At 63.2% G+C, this 17,180-nt stretch carries 22 protein-coding genes; 11 read left to right on the top strand and 11 right to left on the bottom strand.

Going from position 1 to position 17,180, the window contains the following annotated elements; genetic code table 11:
* Positions 1 to 405, top strand: a complete 405-nt coding sequence (locus tag ACSSU5_RS25495) for a DUF1294 domain-containing protein (RefSeq protein ID WP_264313065.1) — start codon at positions 1 to 3, stop codon at positions 403 to 405.
* A gap of 8 nt (positions 406 to 413) precedes the next feature.
* On the opposite strand, the gene ACSSU5_RS25490 is transcribed toward ACSSU5_RS25495, so the two are convergent.
* Both ACSSU5_RS25490 and ACSSU5_RS25485 read right to left on the bottom strand, forming a co-directional pair.
* Positions 414 to 773, bottom strand: coding sequence for an MmcQ/YjbR family DNA-binding protein (locus ACSSU5_RS25490; RefSeq protein WP_264313066.1), 360 nt, complete (start codon positions 771 to 773; stop codon positions 414 to 416).
* Positions 766 to 1,668: a LysR substrate-binding domain-containing protein gene (locus ACSSU5_RS25485; protein WP_492560185.1), complete on the bottom strand. Its 903-nt coding sequence runs from the start codon at positions 1,666 to 1,668 to the stop codon at positions 766 to 768. The genes ACSSU5_RS25490 and ACSSU5_RS25485 overlap by 8 nt, the downstream gene beginning before the upstream one ends.
* A gap of 132 nt (positions 1,669 to 1,800) precedes the next feature.
* Here ACSSU5_RS25485 and ACSSU5_RS25480 point away from each other — a divergent pair, with 132 nt between their 5' ends.
* Entirely contained in the window at positions 1,801 to 2,412 is a 612-nt protein-coding gene (locus ACSSU5_RS25480) for an FMN-dependent NADH-azoreductase (protein WP_264313068.1), read from the top strand.
* Between the two features lie 150 nt (positions 2,413 to 2,562).
* On the opposite strand, the gene ACSSU5_RS25475 is transcribed toward ACSSU5_RS25480, so the two are convergent.
* The 3 genes from ACSSU5_RS25475 to ACSSU5_RS25465 all read right to left on the bottom strand — a co-directional run bounded on the left by ACSSU5_RS25475 (position 2,563) and on the right by ACSSU5_RS25465 (position 6,481).
* Positions 2,563 to 3,771, bottom strand: coding sequence for an NAD(P)/FAD-dependent oxidoreductase (locus tag ACSSU5_RS25475; protein ID WP_264313069.1), 1,209 nt, complete (start codon positions 3,769 to 3,771; stop codon positions 2,563 to 2,565).
* Positions 3,772 to 3,886: 115 nt separating this feature from the next.
* A complete protein-coding gene (locus tag ACSSU5_RS25470) occupies positions 3,887 to 4,489 on the bottom strand; it encodes a helix-turn-helix domain-containing protein (RefSeq protein ID WP_492560184.1) in 603 nt (200 codons plus the stop codon).
* Positions 4,490 to 4,528: 39 nt separating this feature from the next.
* On the bottom strand, positions 4,529 to 6,481 hold the full coding sequence (locus tag ACSSU5_RS25465; RefSeq protein ID WP_492560183.1) for an oxidoreductase: 1,953 nt from the start codon (positions 6,479 to 6,481) through the stop codon (positions 4,529 to 4,531).
* A gap of 178 nt (positions 6,482 to 6,659) precedes the next feature.
* On the opposite strand from ACSSU5_RS25465, the gene ACSSU5_RS25460 reads away from it, so the two are divergent.
* The 6 genes from ACSSU5_RS25460 (at position 6,660) to ACSSU5_RS25435 (ending at position 10,688) form a co-directional block, all read left to right on the top strand.
* Complete coding sequence (locus ACSSU5_RS25460) at positions 6,660 to 7,703, top strand: ABC transporter substrate-binding protein (RefSeq protein ID WP_492560182.1); 1,044 nt, start codon at positions 6,660 to 6,662, stop codon at positions 7,701 to 7,703.
* Between the two features lie 40 nt (positions 7,704 to 7,743).
* A complete protein-coding gene (locus tag ACSSU5_RS25455; RefSeq protein ID WP_492560181.1) occupies positions 7,744 to 8,499 on the top strand; it encodes a class II aldolase/adducin family protein in 756 nt (251 codons plus the stop codon).
* A 139-nt stretch (positions 8,500 to 8,638) separates the two neighbouring features.
* On the top strand, positions 8,639 to 9,526 hold the full coding sequence (locus ACSSU5_RS25450; protein WP_492560180.1) for an EamA family transporter: 888 nt from the start codon (positions 8,639 to 8,641) through the stop codon (positions 9,524 to 9,526).
* A gap of 61 nt (positions 9,527 to 9,587) precedes the next feature.
* The gene (locus ACSSU5_RS25445) at positions 9,588 to 9,908 is read left to right on the top strand and encodes a YbjQ family protein (RefSeq protein WP_264313075.1); all 321 of its coding nucleotides are present in this window, start codon (positions 9,588 to 9,590) and stop codon (positions 9,906 to 9,908) included.
* 141 nt (positions 9,909 to 10,049) lie between these two features.
* Positions 10,050 to 10,238 (top strand): hypothetical protein, encoded by a 189-nt coding sequence (locus ACSSU5_RS25440; protein WP_027594789.1) that lies wholly within the window; start codon positions 10,050 to 10,052, stop codon positions 10,236 to 10,238.
* Between the two features lie 138 nt (positions 10,239 to 10,376).
* On the top strand, positions 10,377 to 10,688 hold the full coding sequence (locus tag ACSSU5_RS25435; protein ID WP_264313076.1) for a hypothetical protein: 312 nt from the start codon (positions 10,377 to 10,379) through the stop codon (positions 10,686 to 10,688).
* Positions 10,689 to 10,734: 46 nt separating this feature from the next.
* On the opposite strand, the gene ACSSU5_RS25430 is transcribed toward ACSSU5_RS25435, so the two are convergent.
* Together ACSSU5_RS25430 and ampC are read right to left on the bottom strand one after the other, a co-directional pair.
* Positions 10,735 to 11,067: a hypothetical protein gene (locus tag ACSSU5_RS25430; RefSeq protein ID WP_264313077.1), complete on the bottom strand. Its 333-nt coding sequence runs from the start codon at positions 11,065 to 11,067 to the stop codon at positions 10,735 to 10,737.
* A gap of 324 nt (positions 11,068 to 11,391) precedes the next feature.
* Positions 11,392 to 12,534, bottom strand: coding sequence for a class C beta-lactamase (gene ampC, locus ACSSU5_RS25425; RefSeq protein WP_492560179.1), 1,143 nt, complete (start codon positions 12,532 to 12,534; stop codon positions 11,392 to 11,394).
* Between the two features lie 119 nt (positions 12,535 to 12,653).
* Between ampC and ACSSU5_RS25420 the strand changes: the two genes are divergently transcribed.
* A complete protein-coding gene (locus ACSSU5_RS25420) occupies positions 12,654 to 13,646 on the top strand; it encodes a bile acid:sodium symporter family protein (protein WP_264313079.1) in 993 nt (330 codons plus the stop codon).
* 32 nt (positions 13,647 to 13,678) lie between these two features.
* Here the strand turns inward: ACSSU5_RS25420 and ACSSU5_RS25415 are convergent, their stop codons facing one another.
* Together ACSSU5_RS25415 and ACSSU5_RS25410 are read right to left on the bottom strand one after the other, a co-directional pair.
* Complete coding sequence (locus ACSSU5_RS25415) at positions 13,679 to 14,272, bottom strand: eCIS core domain-containing protein (RefSeq protein ID WP_264313080.1); 594 nt, start codon at positions 14,270 to 14,272, stop codon at positions 13,679 to 13,681.
* Complete coding sequence (locus tag ACSSU5_RS25410; RefSeq protein WP_264313081.1) at positions 14,259 to 14,822, bottom strand: TetR/AcrR family transcriptional regulator; 564 nt, start codon at positions 14,820 to 14,822, stop codon at positions 14,259 to 14,261. Before ACSSU5_RS25410 ends, ACSSU5_RS25415 begins: the two co-directional genes overlap by 14 nt.
* Before the next feature lie 88 nt (positions 14,823 to 14,910).
* Here ACSSU5_RS25410 and ACSSU5_RS25405 point away from each other — a divergent pair, with 88 nt between their 5' ends.
* Together ACSSU5_RS25405 and ACSSU5_RS25400 are read left to right on the top strand one after the other, a co-directional pair.
* The gene (locus ACSSU5_RS25405) at positions 14,911 to 15,642 is read left to right on the top strand and encodes an SDR family oxidoreductase (RefSeq protein WP_492560178.1); all 732 of its coding nucleotides are present in this window, start codon (positions 14,911 to 14,913) and stop codon (positions 15,640 to 15,642) included.
* A gap of 28 nt (positions 15,643 to 15,670) precedes the next feature.
* Entirely contained in the window at positions 15,671 to 16,285 is a 615-nt protein-coding gene (locus tag ACSSU5_RS25400) for a 2-hydroxychromene-2-carboxylate isomerase (protein ID WP_492560177.1), read from the top strand.
* Here the strand turns inward: ACSSU5_RS25400 and ACSSU5_RS25395 are convergent.
* Both ACSSU5_RS25395 and ACSSU5_RS25390 read right to left on the bottom strand, forming a co-directional pair.
* Complete coding sequence (locus tag ACSSU5_RS25395) at positions 16,258 to 16,557, bottom strand: DUF7693 family protein (protein WP_264313084.1); 300 nt, start codon at positions 16,555 to 16,557, stop codon at positions 16,258 to 16,260. The genes ACSSU5_RS25400 and ACSSU5_RS25395 overlap by 28 nt on opposite strands.
* A gap of 2 nt (positions 16,558 to 16,559) precedes the next feature.
* A complete protein-coding gene (locus tag ACSSU5_RS25390) occupies positions 16,560 to 17,105 on the bottom strand; it encodes a cupin domain-containing protein (protein ID WP_027594799.1) in 546 nt (181 codons plus the stop codon).
* Positions 17,106 to 17,180: the final 75 nt, after the last annotated feature.

The raw sequence follows: 17,180 nt of genomic DNA, 5'->3' as shown, positions 1-17,180 counted from the left end.
ATGGCTAAAGCGCAAAGCGAGGAGGGCGTACGCAATGTGCGCCTGAAACTGCTGGTGTTGGGCGTGCTGTGCCTGCTACCGGGCTTGGGCGCCGCGCAGATGGCCTGGAACGACCAGTCCTGGTTGCCGTTGGCGCTCTACCCGGCGGTGAGCCTGATCAGCCTGCTGTTGTACTGGCAGGATAAGCAGCAGGCACGCACCCAGGCCTGGCGCACGCCTGAGAAAGTGCTGCATGCCAGCGAGCTGTGTGGCGGCTGGCCCGGTGCCCTGGTTGCCCAGCAGCTGTTTCGGCACAAGACGCGCAAGGTGTCGTATCAGCTGGTGTTCTGGGGGATTGTGCTGCTGCACCAGGTGTTCTGGGCTGATTACCTGTTTCTGGGACGCCACCTGCTGTCCGTGATCTGACACAACGATCAGGTCAACAAGCCCACCTGCAACCGCTTCGGCAGCTTTCGCACCACCAACTGGTGCGAGCGCTGCAGCAGGTCGCACAGTTCATCGCGACCCATCGGGTAAGGGGGCGCCATGCTGATCCACCGGGCCCGCGCCAGATACGGCGCAGGCCGCACGCCAGGGCGGTCGCAGTAACCCAGAAACAGCTCATCGGCGACCTTGAACGATAACCCTGCACCCGCCAGGTCGAGCACCGCGAACATCTTGTTGCCCGCCACCGAAAACACCCGGATGCCACCCCACTTATAGTCTTCCCGCGCACCTGGCAGGTTCAGGCAGAAGTCCGCCACCTGTGCTTCGGTCATTTTCTGCTTAGACATAGCGCTCCCCACAGGCCTCGAATGACGCCGCCAGATGATCAATCCATACCCGTACTGCCGGCAACACACCGCGCCGGTGGGGGTACACCGCTTGCAGATACCCACCCGGCAATGACCAGTCCGGCAGCAGCCGTACCAGCTCGCCGCGTTCCAGCTCCTCTTCGCAGAACATGCTAGGCAGCGCGGTGAAACCCAGGCCGGCGCGCACTGCGGCATTGCGCACCACGAAATCATCGATGGCCAAGCGCGGCTCCAGGGCGATTTCCTGTTGCCGGCCATCGGGCCCCAGCAGGCGGAAGTGCACCAGGCGGTCAGCCTCCGCGGCGCCCAGCACTGGTAACGAGGCCAGTTCGCCTGGCTCGCGAATGTGGTCGGCAAAGCCCGGCGCGGCAACCAGCTGCATCTGCGCCTGGCGCAGCCGACGTGTGACCAGGGCCGGGTCTTCATCGCCGAGGTCGCGCACGCGCAGGGCAACATCGATGCCCTCGGAAATCAGGTCGACTCGGCGGTTGAGCAGCACCATGTCCAGTTGCACCAGCGGGTACTGTGCGAGAAAACGGGTGATCACGTCTGGCAAGAAGGCATGCGCCAGTGCCACCGGGCAGGATACCCGCAACCGCCCGCGCGGCTCACTGCTCATGCTGGCCACAGCCTCATCGGCGGCTTCCGCCTCCAGCAGCATGGCCTGGCAATGGTGCAGGTAGCGCTCGCCCACGGCGGTCAGCTTCAGTTGCCGCGTGGTGCGTTGCAACAGGCGGGTTCCCAGGCGCTCTTCGAGCTCGGCGATACGCCGTGACAGGCGGGATTTGGGGATGCCCAGTAGGCGCCCGGCAGCGGCGAATCCGCCGGCTTCGACGACGCGGGCAAAATAGAAGAGGTCGTTAAGGTCTTGCATGGGAATGTCTCACTGTTCCATCAGTGGGACAAACTAACGCATTTTTGCCTGCTTATCAGCTATTCGTCATCCCGGTAGGATTCTCCCCATCGTGATCGCCCACCGCTGCGGTCTTCATTACAGGAGAGTCCCATGAAACTGTTGCATATCGATTCGAGCATCCTGGGCGACAATTCCGCCTCCCGCCAACTGAGCCGCGAAGTGGTCGAAGCCTGGAAAGCCACCGAGCCGAGCCTGGAAGTGGTTTACCGTGACCTGGCTGCCGACGCCATCGCGCACTTCTCTGCTGCCACCCTGGTAGCCGCCGGTACCCCCGAAGACATGCGCGACGCGGCCCAGGCCTTCGAAGCCAAGCTGAGCGCCGAAACCTTGGAAGAATTCCTCGCCGCCGACGCCGTGGTGATCGGTGCGCCGATGTACAACTTCACCGTGCCGACCCAGCTCAAGGCCTGGATTGACCGCGTTGCCGTCGCTGGCAAGACCTTCCGCTACACCGAAGCCGGCCCTGAAGGCCTGTGCGGCGACAAGAAGGTGATCCTGGTATCCACCGCCGGTGGCCTGCACGTTGGCCAACCGACCGGTGCCGGCCATGAGGACTTCCTCAAGGTGTTCCTGGGCTTCATCGGTGTCACCGACCTGGAAATCGTTCGCGCTCACGGCCTGGCTTACGGCCCAGAGCACCGCAGCCAGGCCATCGACGCCGCACAGGCACAGATCGCCAACGAGCTGTTTGCCGCTGCCTGATTGCGGTAAGCGGGGCTTGTCTCGTTCAATGTTCTTCTGTGGGAGCGGGCTTGCCCCGCGAACACCGGCGCAGCCGGTGCCATGCACCGCGTCGCATCATTCGCGGGGCAAGCCCACAATTGAGCACTGGCCTCTGCGTATTTGGCCGTATCAGGCTACGGGTATTGTCGGGTCAGCCGCCGCCAGCGCCGCCGAGCGATCGTTCGCGGCAGGCGGATAGATCCACACCGTGTTGATCTGCGATTTGAGCACCTTGGCCTCGGCCTTGTCCTCCGGTGGCGACACCTTGCGCTCCCACCCTTCGGTGTACACCGCGCCCCAGGCGCCCAGGTCGAGGCAGGTCACGTACTTGGGCTGGCTGTAGGTCATCGGCGCCACGCCGATCAACTCGGCAACCGCATTGTTGCCGGCGTAGCGGCCCAACGGAATCGCATGCTGGCAGGACATCACCGCATGGTTGCCCACCTCGTCGCAGGCGGCATAAGCAACGTCGCCTGCCGCGTAGACCGCGTCGTTACCCTTGACCTTGAGGTTGCCGTCCACATGCAGCCGACCTTGGCGGTCACGTTCGCCGCTGATCTGCTCGGTCAATGGGTTAGCCTTGAAGCCCACGGTCCAGATCACAGTGCTGGCATCGATGCGCTGGCCGTTATCCAGCAGTACGCCGTCGGGGTCCACCGAGGCCACCGTCGCGCCGCAGATCCATTCCACCCCCAAGGCCTCGGATGCCTGCTCGATTGCGGGGCGAATGCCCTCTCCCAGGGCCGCACCGATCCGGGCACCACGGTCGATGACCACCACGCGCAGGGCTGCCTGCTCACCGAGGATACTGCGCAAACGCGCTGGCAATTCGGTGGCGGTTTCGATGCCGGTGAAGCCACCGCCGGCTACCACCACGGTGTTACGGGCAGGCGTGTCCGGCAGGCTGGCGAGGGACTTCAGGTGCGCCTCCAGGCGCGCAGCGCTGTCGATCTTGTCGACATCGAAAACATGCTCGATACCAACCATGTCCGGCCGGTTGAGCACACTGCCGCAGGCCATGATCAGCCTGTCATAGCCGAGCTCGCACTCGGTACCACTTTGCGTGCGATAGCGCACGCGCCTGGTGGTTTCGTCGATGTGAAAGGCCGTGCCTTGCACGAAGCGCACGCTCACCGCATCGAACAGCGCCTGTAGCGGCGCGGCCATGGTGTGCACGTCCGGTTCGTAGAAGCGCGGGCGCACATGCAGTTCGGCCTGGGGCGCAAGCAGTGTCACCTCGATCGCATTGTTGCGACCGTTCAGCTCCAGCTGGCGTACGGCGCTCAGCGCACTCCAAAGGCCGGCAAAACCCGCGCCAATGATCAGGATGTTTTTCATCGTTGTGCTCCTGGAAGGTCCGGGTAATCAAGGTAGCCCGTGTTTGCGCACACCGATGCCACGGGCGACGAAGTGCCCGTTTTCTAACCAGACAAGGTATTGCGGACAATCAGCTTCAGAAGGTCGGCGGGGTAATCACCCAGATCACCACCGCATCTACCTCACCCGGGTTGCCATAGCGATGTGGCTCCTGGCTGGAGAAGCTGAAGCTGTCGCCTTCGCCCAGCTGAAAGTACCGTTCGCCAACCCACAGCTCGAAACTGCCGCTGAGCAGGTAGCCTGCCTCTTCACCGTCATGGCTGTAGCTTTGCTGGCTGTAAGTGCCCGGTGGAAAGCGCGAGTGAAGCATCTCCAGCTGGCGGTTGGGCTGGGGCGTGAGCAGTTGGTCGACGATGCCGTCTTCATAGTGCACGCTGAGGCGGCTGTTACGGCGCACCACGTAACCCTGGTCCTCGGGTGCGGTCGTGGCCTCACTGGCAAAGAACCACTGAATGGTGACCCCCAGGCTGCGGGCGATGTTGAACAGTGCCGGGATCGACGGGTAGGACAGGTTGCGCTCCAGCTGGCTGATGTAGCCGGCAGTCAGTTCGCTCTGTGCGGCCAACTCCGCCAAGGTCATGCCGCGGCGCTTGCGCAGGCCGCGGATGCGGGTACCCAGGAACTGCGGCGCGGCGCCACCGTCGTCGGTGGCGGAAGGGGGCTGGAGGGGTTGGCTCATGCGCGTCGGTCCGTCGGGAAAGCGGCAGTATGTACAGCCTCAGAGCGCCCAGGCAACCGTCAGGCCATCGTGAATCGCCTCTTCCGCAGTACGCGGTGCCAGGCAATCGCCGATGCGTCGCACTTGCACCAGGCCGTCCAGTTCCGCCGCCAGCGTGTCGTTGGGCTGGTGGCCCAGGCACAGCACCAGGGTGTCGATGCCTTCGAAGATCATCGGTTCGCCACTGGCCGTGTGCTGCAGGTACACGGTGTTGTCGTCGCAGCCATAGAGGCGGGCATAAGGGGTAATGGGAATGCCCAGGCGATGCAGCTCGCCGGCCAGTTGATCGCGCACGTACAGCGGCAGGTTTTCGCCACAGTGGGTGCCGTTGACCGCCAATTGCACCTGATGCCCCTCGCGCGTCAGGCGCTCGGCGATGCCGGGGCCTATCCAGTCGCAGCGCCAGTCGATGACCAGTACCGAGCGACCGGGTTTTACCTCGTTGCGCAGCACTTGCCAGGCATCCACCACATGCAGGTCACCGGCACGCTCGAAGGCCGGCCAGTAGGGCGTGGCACCGGTGGCGGCAATCACCAGGTCGGGGCGCTCGCGCTCGACCAGTGCGCGATCGACCCGCGTGTTGCGCACCACCTCCACGCCTGCCAGGGCCATTTCCCGCTGCAGGTTGGTGCTGGCGCCGCCGAATTCGCTGCGCCGGGGCAGCAGTTGCGCCAGCAGCACCTGGCCACCCAGTTGTGGGCCAGCTTCATAAAGGGTGACCTGGTGGCCGCGCGCGGCTGCGATGGAGGCCGCCTTCATGCCCGCTGGGCCGCCGCCTGCGACCAGGATGCGTTTGCGGGTGGTGGCTGGCGTCATCTGGCCGTACTGCAATTCGCGGCCGGTTTCTGGCCGCTGTATGCAGGAAATCGCCAGCCCCCGATGGAAATGGCCGATACACGCCTGGTTGCAGGCAATGCAGGCGCGCACGTCTTCGACCTGGCCATGCTCGGTCTTGGTCGGCATCAGGGGGTCGCAGATCAGCGCACGGGTCATGCCACACACGTCGGCCTGGCCGCGTGCAAGGATCAGCTCTGCCTCCTGGGGCTGGTTGATGCGCCCGGTGACGAACAGCGGAATGTTCAGCCGCTGCTTGAACGTGCCAGCCTCCCGCGCCAGGTACGCAGGCTCGATGGCCATGGGAGGGACGATATGCACTGCGCCGCCCAGAGAGGCCGAGGTGCCGGCGACGATGTGCAGGTAGTCGAGCTGGCCTTGCAGCGCTTCGGCGGCGGCCAGCGACTCATCTTCACTCAGCCCTTCGCTGTCACGCTCGTCGGCGCTGATGCGCAGGCCGACGATGAACTGCTCGTCGGTGGCTGCGCGTACTGCTGCCAGCACTTCACGCACAAACCTCAGGCGCTGTTCCAGTGCGCCGTTGTAGCCATCGGTACGCAGGTTGACCCGCGGGTTGAGAAATTGCGCGGGCAGGTAGCCGTGGCTGGCCACCACTTCGACGCCATCGAGCCCCGCCTGGTGCAGGCGCCGGGCCGCGCTGGCATAGCCCTGGATGATTTCATCGATCATCGGCTGGTCCAGCGCACGTGGCATCACCCGGAAGCGTTCATTGGGCACCGCCGACGCCGAATAGGCCACCGCCAGCAAGCCATCGGCAGACTCCATGATCTCCCGCCCAGGGTGGAACAGTTGCGACAAGACCACCGTGCCGTGCTCATGGCAGGCTTGCGCCAGGCGCCGGTAGCCTTCGATGCAGGCATCGTCGGTGGCCATCAGCACGTGGGAGGTGTAGCGGGCGCTGTCGTGTACACCGGCCACCTGCAGCACGATCAGACCGACCCCGCCAGCGGCCCGGGCACGCTGGTAGGCAATGAGCTTGTCATTGACCAGGTTGTCGGTGGGCAGGCAGGTATCGTGGCCCGTGGACATGATGCGGTTCTTCAGGCGTTTGCCGCGAATCTGCAAGGCTTCGAACAGGTGGGGGAAGGCGGTTTGCATACAGGCGGCTCCGGTGTGGTGTTGTTCTTGTTTTGGTTATGAAAGTGTACCCATAGTAAAAAATCAACTTGTTTTTTTACTTTTGCAGGGCTAGGTTTTCCTCACCCTCGCTGACGAGGGCGTGACCTCACAACAACAAGAAATCGGGCCCGACGGGCACCGGCAGGAGGAAACCTCGATGCATGCATTCCCTCGCAGAACCAGCCTTTGCGCAGCGCTTCTGGCGCTCGGGTTAGGCAGTGCGCAAGCCGCCCCGCAGATGGTCGTGGTCGGCTATGGCGGCGCCGGTCAGAAAGCCCAGGATGAGGCGATCTTCAAGCCTTTCAGCGCCCAGGACGGCAGCAGGTTGATCCAGAGCGAGTACAACGGCGAAATGGCCCGTATCCAGGTGATGGCCGATACCGGTAACGTCGATTGGGACGTGGTGCAGATCGAGGGGCCCGACCTGATGCGCGGTTGCGATGAGGGCATCTACGAGCATCTGGACTGGCAACGCCTGGGCCATGCCACCGAACTGATCCCGGATGCCGCCCAGGACTGTGGTTCTGCCGCGCTGGTGTGGAGCGTTGCTATCGCCTATGACCGCAACAAGCTGGCCCAGGCACCGGCTTCGTGGGCCGACTTCTGGGACGTCAGCAAGTACCCGGGCAAGCGCGGCCTGCGCAAACGTGCGGTGTACAACCTGGAGTTCGCCTTGCTGGCCGACGGGGTCAAGGTGGAGGACGTCTACCAGGTGCTGTCAACGCCCGCAGGGGTCGATCGGGCGTTTGCCAAACTCAGCGAACTCAAGCCTTTTATCCAGTGGTGGGACGCGGGCGCCCAGCCGGCCCAGTGGTTGACGGCTGGCGATGTGGTAATGACGTCCACCTACAGCGGGCGTATCGCCGTGGCGGCCCAGCAGGGCAGCCCACTGGCGCTGGTCTGGCCGGGCAGCCTGTATGGCATGGACTATTGGGCGATCATCAAGGGCTCGCGGCACGTCGACCAGGCCAAACGGCTGATCGCTTATGCCAACCAGCCTGATACCCAGGTGCGTTACGTCGAGCAGATTCCCTATGGGCCGACCAATACCCAGGCAGCGGCCAAGCTCGCCCCGTCGCTGGCCAGTTGGGTGCCCACCTCGCCGCAAAACCTGCAGGGGGCGCTGGCGATGAACGTGGAATTCTGGGTTGACCATGGCGAAGAGCTGGAGCAGCGCTTCAATGCCTGGGCCACCAAATAGCCTACGTTCAATGCTGTCTTTCTAACGGGACGAACGATCAATGACCCTTACCGAACAGACTTTGCGTCAGGAACTGGCCGCCTGCTACCGCCTGGTCGCGCACTTTCGCATGAGCGACCTGATCTTCACGCACATATCCCTGCGTGTGCCTGGGCCGGACCACCATTTTCTGATCAACCCCTACGGTTTGCTGTTCGACGAGATCACAGCCTCCAGCCTGGTGAAGATCGACCTGCATGGGCAGCCAGTAGAGGCAACGCCGCACCCGGTCAACCCGGCCGGGTTCGTCATTCACAGCGCTATCCATGCGGCCCGCGAAGACGCCCATTGCGTGCTGCACACCCACACCCGGGCCGGGTGTGCGGTGGCCGCGCTGGCGTGTGGCCTGTTGCCGGTCAACCAGATGTCCATGGAGTTTCATGGCAAGGTTGCCTATCACGATTACGAAGGCATTGCCCTGGACCTGGATGAGCAGCAGCGTTTGGTGGCCGACCTGGGTGACAGGCCGGTGATGATCCTGCGCAATCATGGGCTGCTGACGACCGGGCGTTCCGTCGCCGAAGCATTCCTGCGCATGTACTACTTGGAGAAGGCCTGCGAGGTCCAACTGGCGGCGCAGAGTGCCGGGCCGTTGATACTGCCGCCGGCCGCTGTGTGTGAGCGTACCGAGCGGCAGTTCAACGCGCCAATGAAGGGCTTGAAACAGGGCGAACTGTCGGACCCGGATGCCGTGGCGCTGGCGTGGGCGGCGTTGTTGCGGATGCTGGAACGGGTGGCGCCGGATTACCGGGATTGAAGCCCGCCTGTCACCCGTAGGGAGACTGGAACAGTGGCACTGTTGCGCAACCCTGAGCCGTAACTGTGCTGGTCCGTCGAAAAGGAATAGCCTTATGCTGTAACGAAATATGTCGAAAAGCCTGAAGAAGGATGTCGCAATGCCGCTCAAGGACCTGCTGATCGCCCTGGTGGTGATCGTTGCGTGGGGAGTCAACTTTGTGGTCATCAAGGTCGGCCTCGATGGCCTGCCACCGATGCTGCTGGGGGCGTTGCGTTTCTTGTTGGTGGCCTTCCCGGCGGTGTTGCTGGTTAAACGCCCGAAGCTGCCGTGGCGCTGGCTGATCGCCTATGGCGCGACGATCTCCCTGGGGCAGTTCGCCTTTCTTTTTCAGGCGATGTACAGCGGCATGCCGCCAGGGCTGGCGTCGTTGATCCTGCAATCCCAGGCATTTTTCACCCTGGGTTTCGCCGCGCTGTTCCTGGGCGAACGACTGCGCGTTGCCAGCGTGCTGGGGTTGCTGGTGGCCGCCAGCGGGTTGGCGCTGATCGGCAGTGAGGACGGCGGCCATGTGCCGATGCTGGCGCTGGTGCTGACCCTGTGCGCGGGTGCGATGTGGGGCGTGGGCAACATCATCACGCGTCGTTTCGGCTCGGTCGACCTGGTGGCGCTGGTGATCTGGGGCGGGCTGATTCCACCGTTGCCGTTCCTGGCCTTGTCGTGGTGGCTGGAAGGGCCTGAGCGCATCGGGCACGCCCTGGCCAACATCGGCTGGAGTTCGGTACTGGCCTTGGCGTACCTGGCGTTCGTCGCCACCATGCTCGGCTACAGCCTGTGGAGCACGCTGCTGTCGCGCCACCCGGCGGGCAAGGTCGCGCCATTCTCGCTGCTGGTACCGGTGATTGGGCTAAGTTCCTCGGCCTGGTTGCTCGGCGAGCGCCTGACCGAGTTGCAGGGCTGGGGGGCGTTGCTGGTGATGGTCGGGCTGTTGGTAAATGTGTTTGGCGCTAAGCTCGGACAGCGGTTGCGCACGGCCAGCGTATACTGACGCGGGGTTCCCTGTGCTCTGTTAGAATCGGTGCTTTTCGCCAGGCCAACGGAGCACTTCCATGATCATCTCCACCACCAGCCAGCTCGAAGGCCGTCCTATTGCTGACTACCTGGGCGTCGTCAGCTCTGAATCGGTGCAGGGCATCAACTTTGTGCGCGATTTCTTCGCGCGTTTTCGTGACTTCTTCGGGGGCCGTTCACAGAGCCTGGAGAGCGCGCTGCGCGAGGCCCGCGAACAGGCCACCGAGGAGTTGAAGGCACGGGCACGGCAGTTGCACGCCGATGCCGTGGTCGGTGTGGACTTTGAAATCAGCATGCCCTCGGTACAGGGTGGCATGGTCGTGGTGTTCGCCACGGGCACGGCGGTCAAATTGAAGTAAGGCCATGTGCCACTGGTCAGTTCCGGGTCTTTTGTCCGCTCGGTCCGCAAATGACCAGCTAGTCTCACTTTTACCGGGCGCGTTCACCTAGGCAACCCCCATCTGCTTGCCGGCGCGACCGCCACTGGAGGGAGACAGGGCATGAGCGAATCCTTTTTCGAAGACCTGAACGACGCATTCCCGATCAACAGCCAAGTGCGTTGCGGCCAGTCGGCATTCCGTCTGGGCTTCGCCAACATGACGCTGGATGATTCGGAACAGCTTCAGCCTGCACATTTGCAGCGCACCAAGAAGGGCCGCTTCATGCCGCGGGTTCCGCTGAAGAAGTGATCCCGCTCCAGCAACCCCGCCGAACGGCGGGGTTTTTGTTGCTATTCGTTGACGCTGCTCATGGCATCGCTGGGTTGCGCTCGCCGGACGGCTGCGGATGTGGTTTTCTGGCGCGGCATTTCAGCAAAGGGAGATTGAATGCTCATGCGAGTCAGGGAAGGGACCTATTGGCAGTGGGCCGACGCTCAACTGCACAGCCGCAGCCACGATGAAGCACTCAGTGACGGCACCACGCTCGACGTGCAGGTGCGTCTGTCGCGCCTCGGCGCCACCCAGTTGTTTCTCGGCGTGTACGCAGGCAATGGCCGGGCATTGCTGGAAGAGTACTACCCGACGCGCCCTGGCGAGACCATGACCCGTGCGTTGGTCTGGGGCGTCGAGCGGGCCCGGGCACTGGCCACTGGCGCCTTGCCATTGCCGGCCATGTCGCGGCCCCGTCGGCGGGCATGAAAAAGCCCGGCCTTTGCGGGCCGGGCTCAATGTTAGGTGAGGCCACTCAGTTGAGCGGTTCGATCACCTTGACTGCCTGCCGCTCACGGGCGGCTGGCCATTCTTGTTGCAGGGTCTGCAGCACGCGGCCAACGAACTCGGTGTCGGCGGCGGCCTTCTTGCCGACGTAGCCTTGGCCACGGCGGTAGACCTTGAAGCGGGCACGCATGCTCGGCAGGTGCTCTTCGAATTCAGCTTCGATGGAGTTTGGTGGCAGGCGGTCGAGACGCACTTCACCGGTTTGGCTAACCCACAGCAGATGGTCGTCGAGGCTGTCCTTGCGCACGGCGAACAGCTGGGCCAATTGGTCGATTGTGGGATTGTTGTTCAAGTTCATCATAAAGCCCCCATTACCCATTCGTAGGTGATTTTCACAGTTGGCGCTACCACGGTGTAGCGCACTACCAAGGCTGCTACAGCAGCATCGCAACAGGGGCTTTCACACGCTGCCTTTTGGACAGTTCCCTCTCCACGGACGGCCTGCGTTACCGCGCAGGCCGTCTGGAACACCCTTGCCACCGCTCCCGATCAGGGAGACGGCTTCATCATGCCCAAGGGCGATGAACGGCGTCAACAGTTTTGTAGTGAATATTTTTAGGCACTACATTTTTGTCATTTTGTTCGACAATCCAGCGTGCACGCCGTGCAGAATCTGCCCATGCCTTCACAGGCCATCAAGAATCCGGTAGGCCGCACGCACGCGGTCTTCGTTCGGATAATTACGGTTGGCCAGCAACACGACGGCCATTTTTTCGGCAGGAATAAAAGCGGCATACGCGCCAAAACCATTGGTTGCGCCGGTCTTGTTGTACCAGGCCTCGCGCAGGGCCGGGCGGGCAGGGACCAGGCGAGTGGTTGCCTGGGGCTCACGGATCAGGCGTGGGCTGTTGCCATCGACCAGGGTGTTCAGCTCGACCGGATACGGGTAACGCTCCCAACCTAGGCCCTGGGTCATGGCGCCGACCTGGAAGTAGCCCATTTGGGTAATGTCGATGGCTTGGGTCAGAGCAGGGGGCAGGCCCTCTGGCTGCATGTGCAGACGCACATAGCGCAGCAGGTCGCTGGCGCTGGTCTTGATGCCATAGGCCTCATCGGCGTAGGGCCCAGCGCTTACGCGTACAGGCCGGTCCTCTGCATCGTAGCCCTGGGCATAGAGCCCTTGGGCACTGGCTGGGACATGCAAGTAGGTATGTTTCAGGCCCATTTGCGCCAGCAGGCCCTGGTTCATCAGGGCAGCAAAGGGACGTTGCTGCGCGCGTGCAGCCAAGTCGCCGAACAGGCCCAGGCTCGGGTTGGAATAGCAACGCTGGGTGCCACGCTGGGCGCGAGGCTGCCAGTTGCGGAAGAAATCCACGACCTGTTGCGGCGTCTGTACTTCATCCGGGAACTGCAACGGCAGGCAGTCGGCGCTGTAGGCACCCAACTCCAGCACGCTGGCGTCCCCCAATGGCGCCCCGGCCAGCGCAGGCAGGTAGCGCTTTGCGGGGGCGTTCAGGTCCAGCTTGCCTTCGGCGCTGGCCAGGGCGGCGAGGGTGGCCGTGTAGGTCTTGCTCAGCGAGCCGACCTCGAACAGCGTGTCGCGGGTCACAGGCGTGCCTTCGGCCTTGCTGGCCACGCCATAGTTGAAATAGTGGGCCTGGCCATGGGCATACACGGCCACGGCCATGCCGGCAATGCCTTGCTCGTGCATCAGCGGGCCAATGATTTGATCGACGCGGGCTTGCAGCGTGTCGTCGGCCTGTGCGGCTGTGTGGCCCAGGGCAAGTGTGATGGCCGCAGCGAGCGAAGCCAAGCGGAGGCGGGGCATGGGCAGGTCCTTTGTTGGAAAGTGTCCGTTCAGCGACACCGGTGGGGGTTCCGGCGTTAGCGAAGAAAAGCCGCAGACCTTATCGTCTGCCCTTGCACAATGACAAGACGGAACCTGTGATGAAATATTTGCGCATGCTATTCGACAATTTCACCCTGGCCTTGCTCGGGGTGGTGCTCATCGCCACTGTGCTGCCCTGCTCGGGTGACGGTGCGGTGTATTTCGGCTGGCTGACCAATCTTGCCATCGGCCTGCTGTTCTTCCTGCACGGTGCCAAGTTGTCGCGCGAAGCGATCATCGCCGGGGCCGGGCACTGGCGCCTGCACGCGTTAGTGTTCTCCTGCACGTTTGTACTGTTCCCGTTGCTGGGGTTGGCGTTCAAGCCGCTGTTTGTGCCGCTGGTGGGCACCGAGCTGTACCTGGGCGTGCTGTATCTGTGCGCGTTGCCGGCCACGGTGCAGTCGGCCATTGCGTTCACCTCCCTGGCCCGCGGCAACGTGCCAGCCGCCATTTGCAGTGCTGCGGCCTCCAGCCTGCTGGGTATCTTCCTCACGCCATTGCTGGTGATGATGTTGCTGGGCGCCAGCGGTGACACTGGCTCTGGCCTGGATGCAGTGCTGAAGATCACCCTGCAGCTGCTGGTGCCCTTCGTTGCCGGGCAGATCGCCCGCCGCTGGATTGGCGCATGGGTCAAGCGCAACGCGCGCTGGCTCAAGGTCGTGGACCAGGGATCGATCCTGCTGGTGGTCTACACCGCGTTCAGTGAGGCGGTGGTGACTGGCCTGTGGCACACGGTATCGCCACAACACCTGGCAGGGCTGTTTGTTGTCTGCGGGATCTTGCTGGCGGTGGTGCTGTATGGCACCCGTCTGCTCGGCAAGCTGCTTGGCTTTGACCTGGAAGACCGCATTACCATTCTGTTCGCCGGCTCGAAGAAAAGCCTGGCCACTGGGGTGCCAATGGCCCAGGTGCTGTTCGTGGGCAGTGGTATTGGCGCGATGATCCTGCCGCTGATGCTGTTCCATCAGATCCAGCTGATGGTCTGCGCGGTGCTGGCACAGCGTTACGCCAGCCGCGAGGAGGTGGGCGAGAAGGCCTCGGCGGCGTCCTGAAACGCCACCTCCATTGATTTAGCCGGGGAAGTTCACCTGGCCTGGCCTGAACTCCGCGCTCGCAGCGCCTTGGCAACGTCGGCCTCGATCTTGTAGGCCGGCCCTTCAAGGTCATTGAAATCACGTGTGTAGCGCCGGGCGAATTCCTCGACCCCCAGTGCCTGGTACTGCTGCACATGCTTGAGCTCGTGCGCCCACAGGGCCACGTTGTCTTCGGCATCGCTGGCATGGCGGAAGATGATCGTGTCGATCAGTGTCACGGCGTTTACATCGGGGTTCTGCAGCATGGCATTGGCCGCGCTCATCTGCTGCTCGTTGCCCACCCTGAAGCGTGCGGCATCGAGCACGGCGAAGTCATACCAGGGTTCGAGCTGGGCGCGGATGTGCAGTGGGATCGGTTCACTGCCGCTGGTGCTGGCCTCGTCGCGGGCTTGACGCAATGCGTAGGCCAGGCTGGTCGACGCCATGGTTTCCACGTCCTTTAGAATCTGCCCCGCCTGCCCAGGGTCGACCGGGGCGCAGAAACACCCCATCAGGCAGACCTGGTACTGCCCCGGCGGGCAGGCCTGTTCAGCAACTACCGGCAGGCTCAGGAGCAGCCCAAACAACAGGCTAAGGGCTTTCATTCAAGGCCTTTTCGACGAAGTTGCGGCTGGCATCCAGTACCTGCGACTGCACCGCCTCGCTGGCCAGCATGCGCCCGACCAGCAAGGCGCCGACGCATTGGCTGATCAACACCCAGGCCAGTTCCTCATCCTCAAGGGTTGCCCCCCAGGCCTTGTGCAACTCGACCAGCCAATGCTCGGCCACCTCGCGCACCGGTTGTTCGGCACGTGCGATTTCTACCCCCAGCGGCGGCAATGGGCAGCCACCTTCGGCATTGTGCAGGTGGGCCAGGCTCAGGTACTGCTGCAGGCAACGGCCAAGGCGCTCGCGGCTGGCACCTTGGCTGGCCAGGCGTGCCAGCGGGCTGTTGCACAGTTCTTGGCGAACCACTTCGGTGAACAGATCGTCCTTGGACGGGAAGTGATTGTAAAAAGCGCCGCCGGTCAAGCCGATGGCTTTCATCAGCCCGGCTACGCCGGTGCTGGTGAAACCGCCGCGTTTGGCCAGCGCACCGCTGGTGGCCAACAGCTTCTCGCGGGTTTGTTGTTTGTGTTCGGGGGTATAGCGCATTCATGAACCTCTGCGCGCTGGCTTGACGATAGGGGCGATCATAACATAGCGTTCGTTTACTAAACGATCATTCACCCAAGAGGCGCATATGACTCGACAACAAAAAGTAGTGCTGGTGATCGGCGCAGGGGATGCCACCGGTGGCGAGATCGCCAAGCGATTTGCCCGGGAGGGCTACGTCGCCTGTGTTACCCGCCGACAGGCAGACAAACTGCAACCGTTGCTGGAGGAAATCCGTGTAGCGGGTGGCCAGGCCCATGGTTTTGGCTCCGATGCGCGCAACGAAGAAGAGGTGGCGGCGCTGGTCGAGACCATTGAGCGTGATATTGGCCCGATCGAGGCGTTTGTCTTCAATATTGGCGCTAATGTGCCGTGCAGTATTCTGGATGAAACCCCGCGCAAGTACTTCAAGATCTGGGAAATGGCCTGTTTTGCCGGGTTCTTGACTGCGCAGGCAGTGGCTCGGCGCATGGTGCTGCGTGAGCGCGGCACGATTCTGTTCACAGGCGCTACCGCAGGCACCCGGGGCGCCGCCGGCTTTGCCGCATTTGCCGGCGCCAAGCACGGCTTGCGGGCCTTGGCCCAGAGCATGGCGCGGGAGCTGGGGCCGCGTAATATCCATGTGGCCCACGTGGTGGTGGATGGGGCCATCGATACCGCGTTCATTCGCGACAGCTTCCCCGAGCGCTACGCCCTCAAGGACCAGGATGGCATCCTCGGCCCGGCCCACATCGCCGATAACTACTGGTTCCTTCACGCCCAGCCGCGCGACGCCTGGACATTCGAGCTGGACCTGCGCCCCTGGATGGAACGCTGGTAAACCCTCTCATCGATCAAGGACCGTACCTATGAGCAAGACTGTCGAATTCTTCTTTGACCTGGGCAGCCCGGCCAGTTACCTGGCGTGGACCCAACTGCCTGGCCTGTGTGCTCGCCAAGGCGCAACGCTGCTCTACCGGCCTATGCTCCTGGGCGGGGTGTTTCAGGCCACCGGCAATGCCTCGCCGGCAATGATCCCGGCCAAGGGCCGCTACCTGTTCACCGACCTGGCACGCTTTGCCGAGCGCTACGGCGTACCGTTCGGGCTACCGCCGGGGTTCCCGCTCAATACGTTGATGCTGATGCGGGGTGTCATGGGCACGCAATTACAACACCCGGAGCGCTTCGAGGCGCTGTTGACGGCACTGTTCAACGGGCTGTGGGGGGAGCGGCGTAATCTTGGTGACGCGGCAGTGTTGCAGCAGACATTGGAGCAGGCCGGCTTCGACTTGGCTGCGTTCAGTGCACTGGCAGGTGATGCGCAGGTGAAGGCTGCGCTCAAGCAAGCGACAGAGGACGCGGTGGCACGCGGGGTGTTTGGTGCACCGACCTGCTTCGTCGGTGAGCAGATGTTCTTCGGGCAAGACCGCCTGGACTTTGTCGAGGACGCGCTGCGTCAGCCCGCCAGGCGTGTTTCCAGCTGAGTGCGTTCCCACAGGCTGAGCAGGTCGGCCGGGTTGGTGCCGTAGCGGTGCCAGTCATCAAGCCCGGCCTGGTCGCCGTTGGGCGCCTGGCAGTGGACGCAATGGGCAAGGCCTTCGGCGTCCAGGGCCAGGGTCATCTGCCAGCCTTCGATCACCACATCGACCAGGCCCTCACCGTGCTGGGCCCTGATTTGCAGGGGCTGAACACCGAGGGCCGCGTCGCGCAAGCGCTGATAGGCTTCTCGGGTGCTCACTGCACCGCTCCGATTCACAATCAGAAGTTCGCCGGGGTATTGGCGCTGATGATCTCAGCCTCATCCTGGCCGATGTTCTTGAAACTGTGTGGCAGGGTGGTGGGGATGTAGTAGCCATCGCCCGAGTTGAGCACGCTGACCTGGCCATCGACCCACAGCTCGACAGTGCCCCGGGTGACCAGGCCGCACTCTTCGCCCTCTGCATGCACGATAGGCTCGCCCGAGTCGGCACCCGGTGCGTACAGCTCACGCAGCATGCGCATTTGCCGGGCCTCGACACTGGCGCCGACCAGCAGCATGCGCAGGCCGTTACGGCCCAGGTCTGGCTGCTCGCTGGCGCGGAACACGAAGCGCTCTTCCCGCACCGGCTCGTCGAAGCTGAAGAACTCCGCCAGGCTCATCGGGATCCCTTCGAGCAGTTTTTTCAGGGAGCTGACCGAAGGGCTGACGCGGTTCTGTTCGATCTGCGAGATCGTCGAGTTGGTCAGCCCGCTGCGGCGGGCCAGTTCCCGTTGGGAGAGGTTGTTGCGTTCACGCACCAGTTTGAGTCGCGTCCCCGTGTCCATAGCCGCCTTGTAATTAGAGGTGTCAAAAATAATGAGCGAGGCATTAAAACACACTCTTGAGGCTTGCGCGCTGTG

This window comes from Pseudomonas sp. E1MeOHC2 (genome assembly GCF_058745025.1).
The sequence above is the reverse complement of the archived record's forward strand: the minus strand, read 5'-3'. Positions and strand labels throughout refer to the sequence as shown.

What these genes read in the sequence shown, in the direction of transcription:
- ACSSU5_RS25495 (WP_264313065.1), top strand. Translation starts at nt 1, where the DNA reads ATGGCTAAAGCGCAAAGCGAGGAGGGCGTACGCAATGTGCGCCTGAAA.
- ACSSU5_RS25490 (WP_264313066.1), bottom strand. Translation starts at nt 773, where the DNA reads ATGTCTAAGCAGAAAATGACCGAAGCACAGGTGGCGGACTTCTGCCTG.
- ACSSU5_RS25485 (WP_492560185.1), bottom strand. Translation starts at nt 1,668, where the DNA reads ATGCAAGACCTTAACGACCTCTTCTATTTTGCCCGCGTCGTCGAAGCC.
- ACSSU5_RS25480 (WP_264313068.1), top strand. Translation starts at nt 1,801, where the DNA reads ATGAAACTGTTGCATATCGATTCGAGCATCCTGGGCGACAATTCCGCC.
- ACSSU5_RS25475 (WP_264313069.1), bottom strand. Translation starts at nt 3,771, where the DNA reads ATGAAAAACATCCTGATCATTGGCGCGGGTTTTGCCGGCCTTTGGAGT.
- ACSSU5_RS25470 (WP_492560184.1), bottom strand. Translation starts at nt 4,489, where the DNA reads ATGAGCCAACCCCTCCAGCCCCCTTCCGCCACCGACGACGGTGGCGCC.
- ACSSU5_RS25465 (WP_492560183.1), bottom strand. Translation starts at nt 6,481, where the DNA reads ATGCAAACCGCCTTCCCCCACCTGTTCGAAGCCTTGCAGATTCGCGGC.
- ACSSU5_RS25460 (WP_492560182.1), top strand. Translation starts at nt 6,660, where the DNA reads ATGCATGCATTCCCTCGCAGAACCAGCCTTTGCGCAGCGCTTCTGGCG.
- ACSSU5_RS25455 (WP_492560181.1), top strand. Translation starts at nt 7,744, where the DNA reads ATGACCCTTACCGAACAGACTTTGCGTCAGGAACTGGCCGCCTGCTAC.
- ACSSU5_RS25450 (WP_492560180.1), top strand. Translation starts at nt 8,639, where the DNA reads ATGCCGCTCAAGGACCTGCTGATCGCCCTGGTGGTGATCGTTGCGTGG.
- ACSSU5_RS25445 (WP_264313075.1), top strand. Translation starts at nt 9,588, where the DNA reads ATGATCATCTCCACCACCAGCCAGCTCGAAGGCCGTCCTATTGCTGAC.
- ACSSU5_RS25440 (WP_027594789.1), top strand. Translation starts at nt 10,050, where the DNA reads ATGAGCGAATCCTTTTTCGAAGACCTGAACGACGCATTCCCGATCAAC.
- ACSSU5_RS25435 (WP_264313076.1), top strand. Translation starts at nt 10,377, where the DNA reads ATGCTCATGCGAGTCAGGGAAGGGACCTATTGGCAGTGGGCCGACGCT.
- ACSSU5_RS25430 (WP_264313077.1), bottom strand. Translation starts at nt 11,067, where the DNA reads ATGATGAACTTGAACAACAATCCCACAATCGACCAATTGGCCCAGCTG.
- ampC (WP_492560179.1), bottom strand. Translation starts at nt 12,534, where the DNA reads ATGCCCCGCCTCCGCTTGGCTTCGCTCGCTGCGGCCATCACACTTGCC.
- ACSSU5_RS25420 (WP_264313079.1), top strand. Translation starts at nt 12,654, where the DNA reads ATGAAATATTTGCGCATGCTATTCGACAATTTCACCCTGGCCTTGCTC.
- ACSSU5_RS25415 (WP_264313080.1), bottom strand. Translation starts at nt 14,272, where the DNA reads ATGAAAGCCCTTAGCCTGTTGTTTGGGCTGCTCCTGAGCCTGCCGGTA.
- ACSSU5_RS25410 (WP_264313081.1), bottom strand. Translation starts at nt 14,822, where the DNA reads ATGCGCTATACCCCCGAACACAAACAACAAACCCGCGAGAAGCTGTTG.
- ACSSU5_RS25405 (WP_492560178.1), top strand. Translation starts at nt 14,911, where the DNA reads ATGACTCGACAACAAAAAGTAGTGCTGGTGATCGGCGCAGGGGATGCC.
- ACSSU5_RS25400 (WP_492560177.1), top strand. Translation starts at nt 15,671, where the DNA reads ATGAGCAAGACTGTCGAATTCTTCTTTGACCTGGGCAGCCCGGCCAGT.
- ACSSU5_RS25390 (WP_027594799.1), bottom strand. Translation starts at nt 17,105, where the DNA reads ATGGACACGGGGACGCGACTCAAACTGGTGCGTGAACGCAACAACCTC.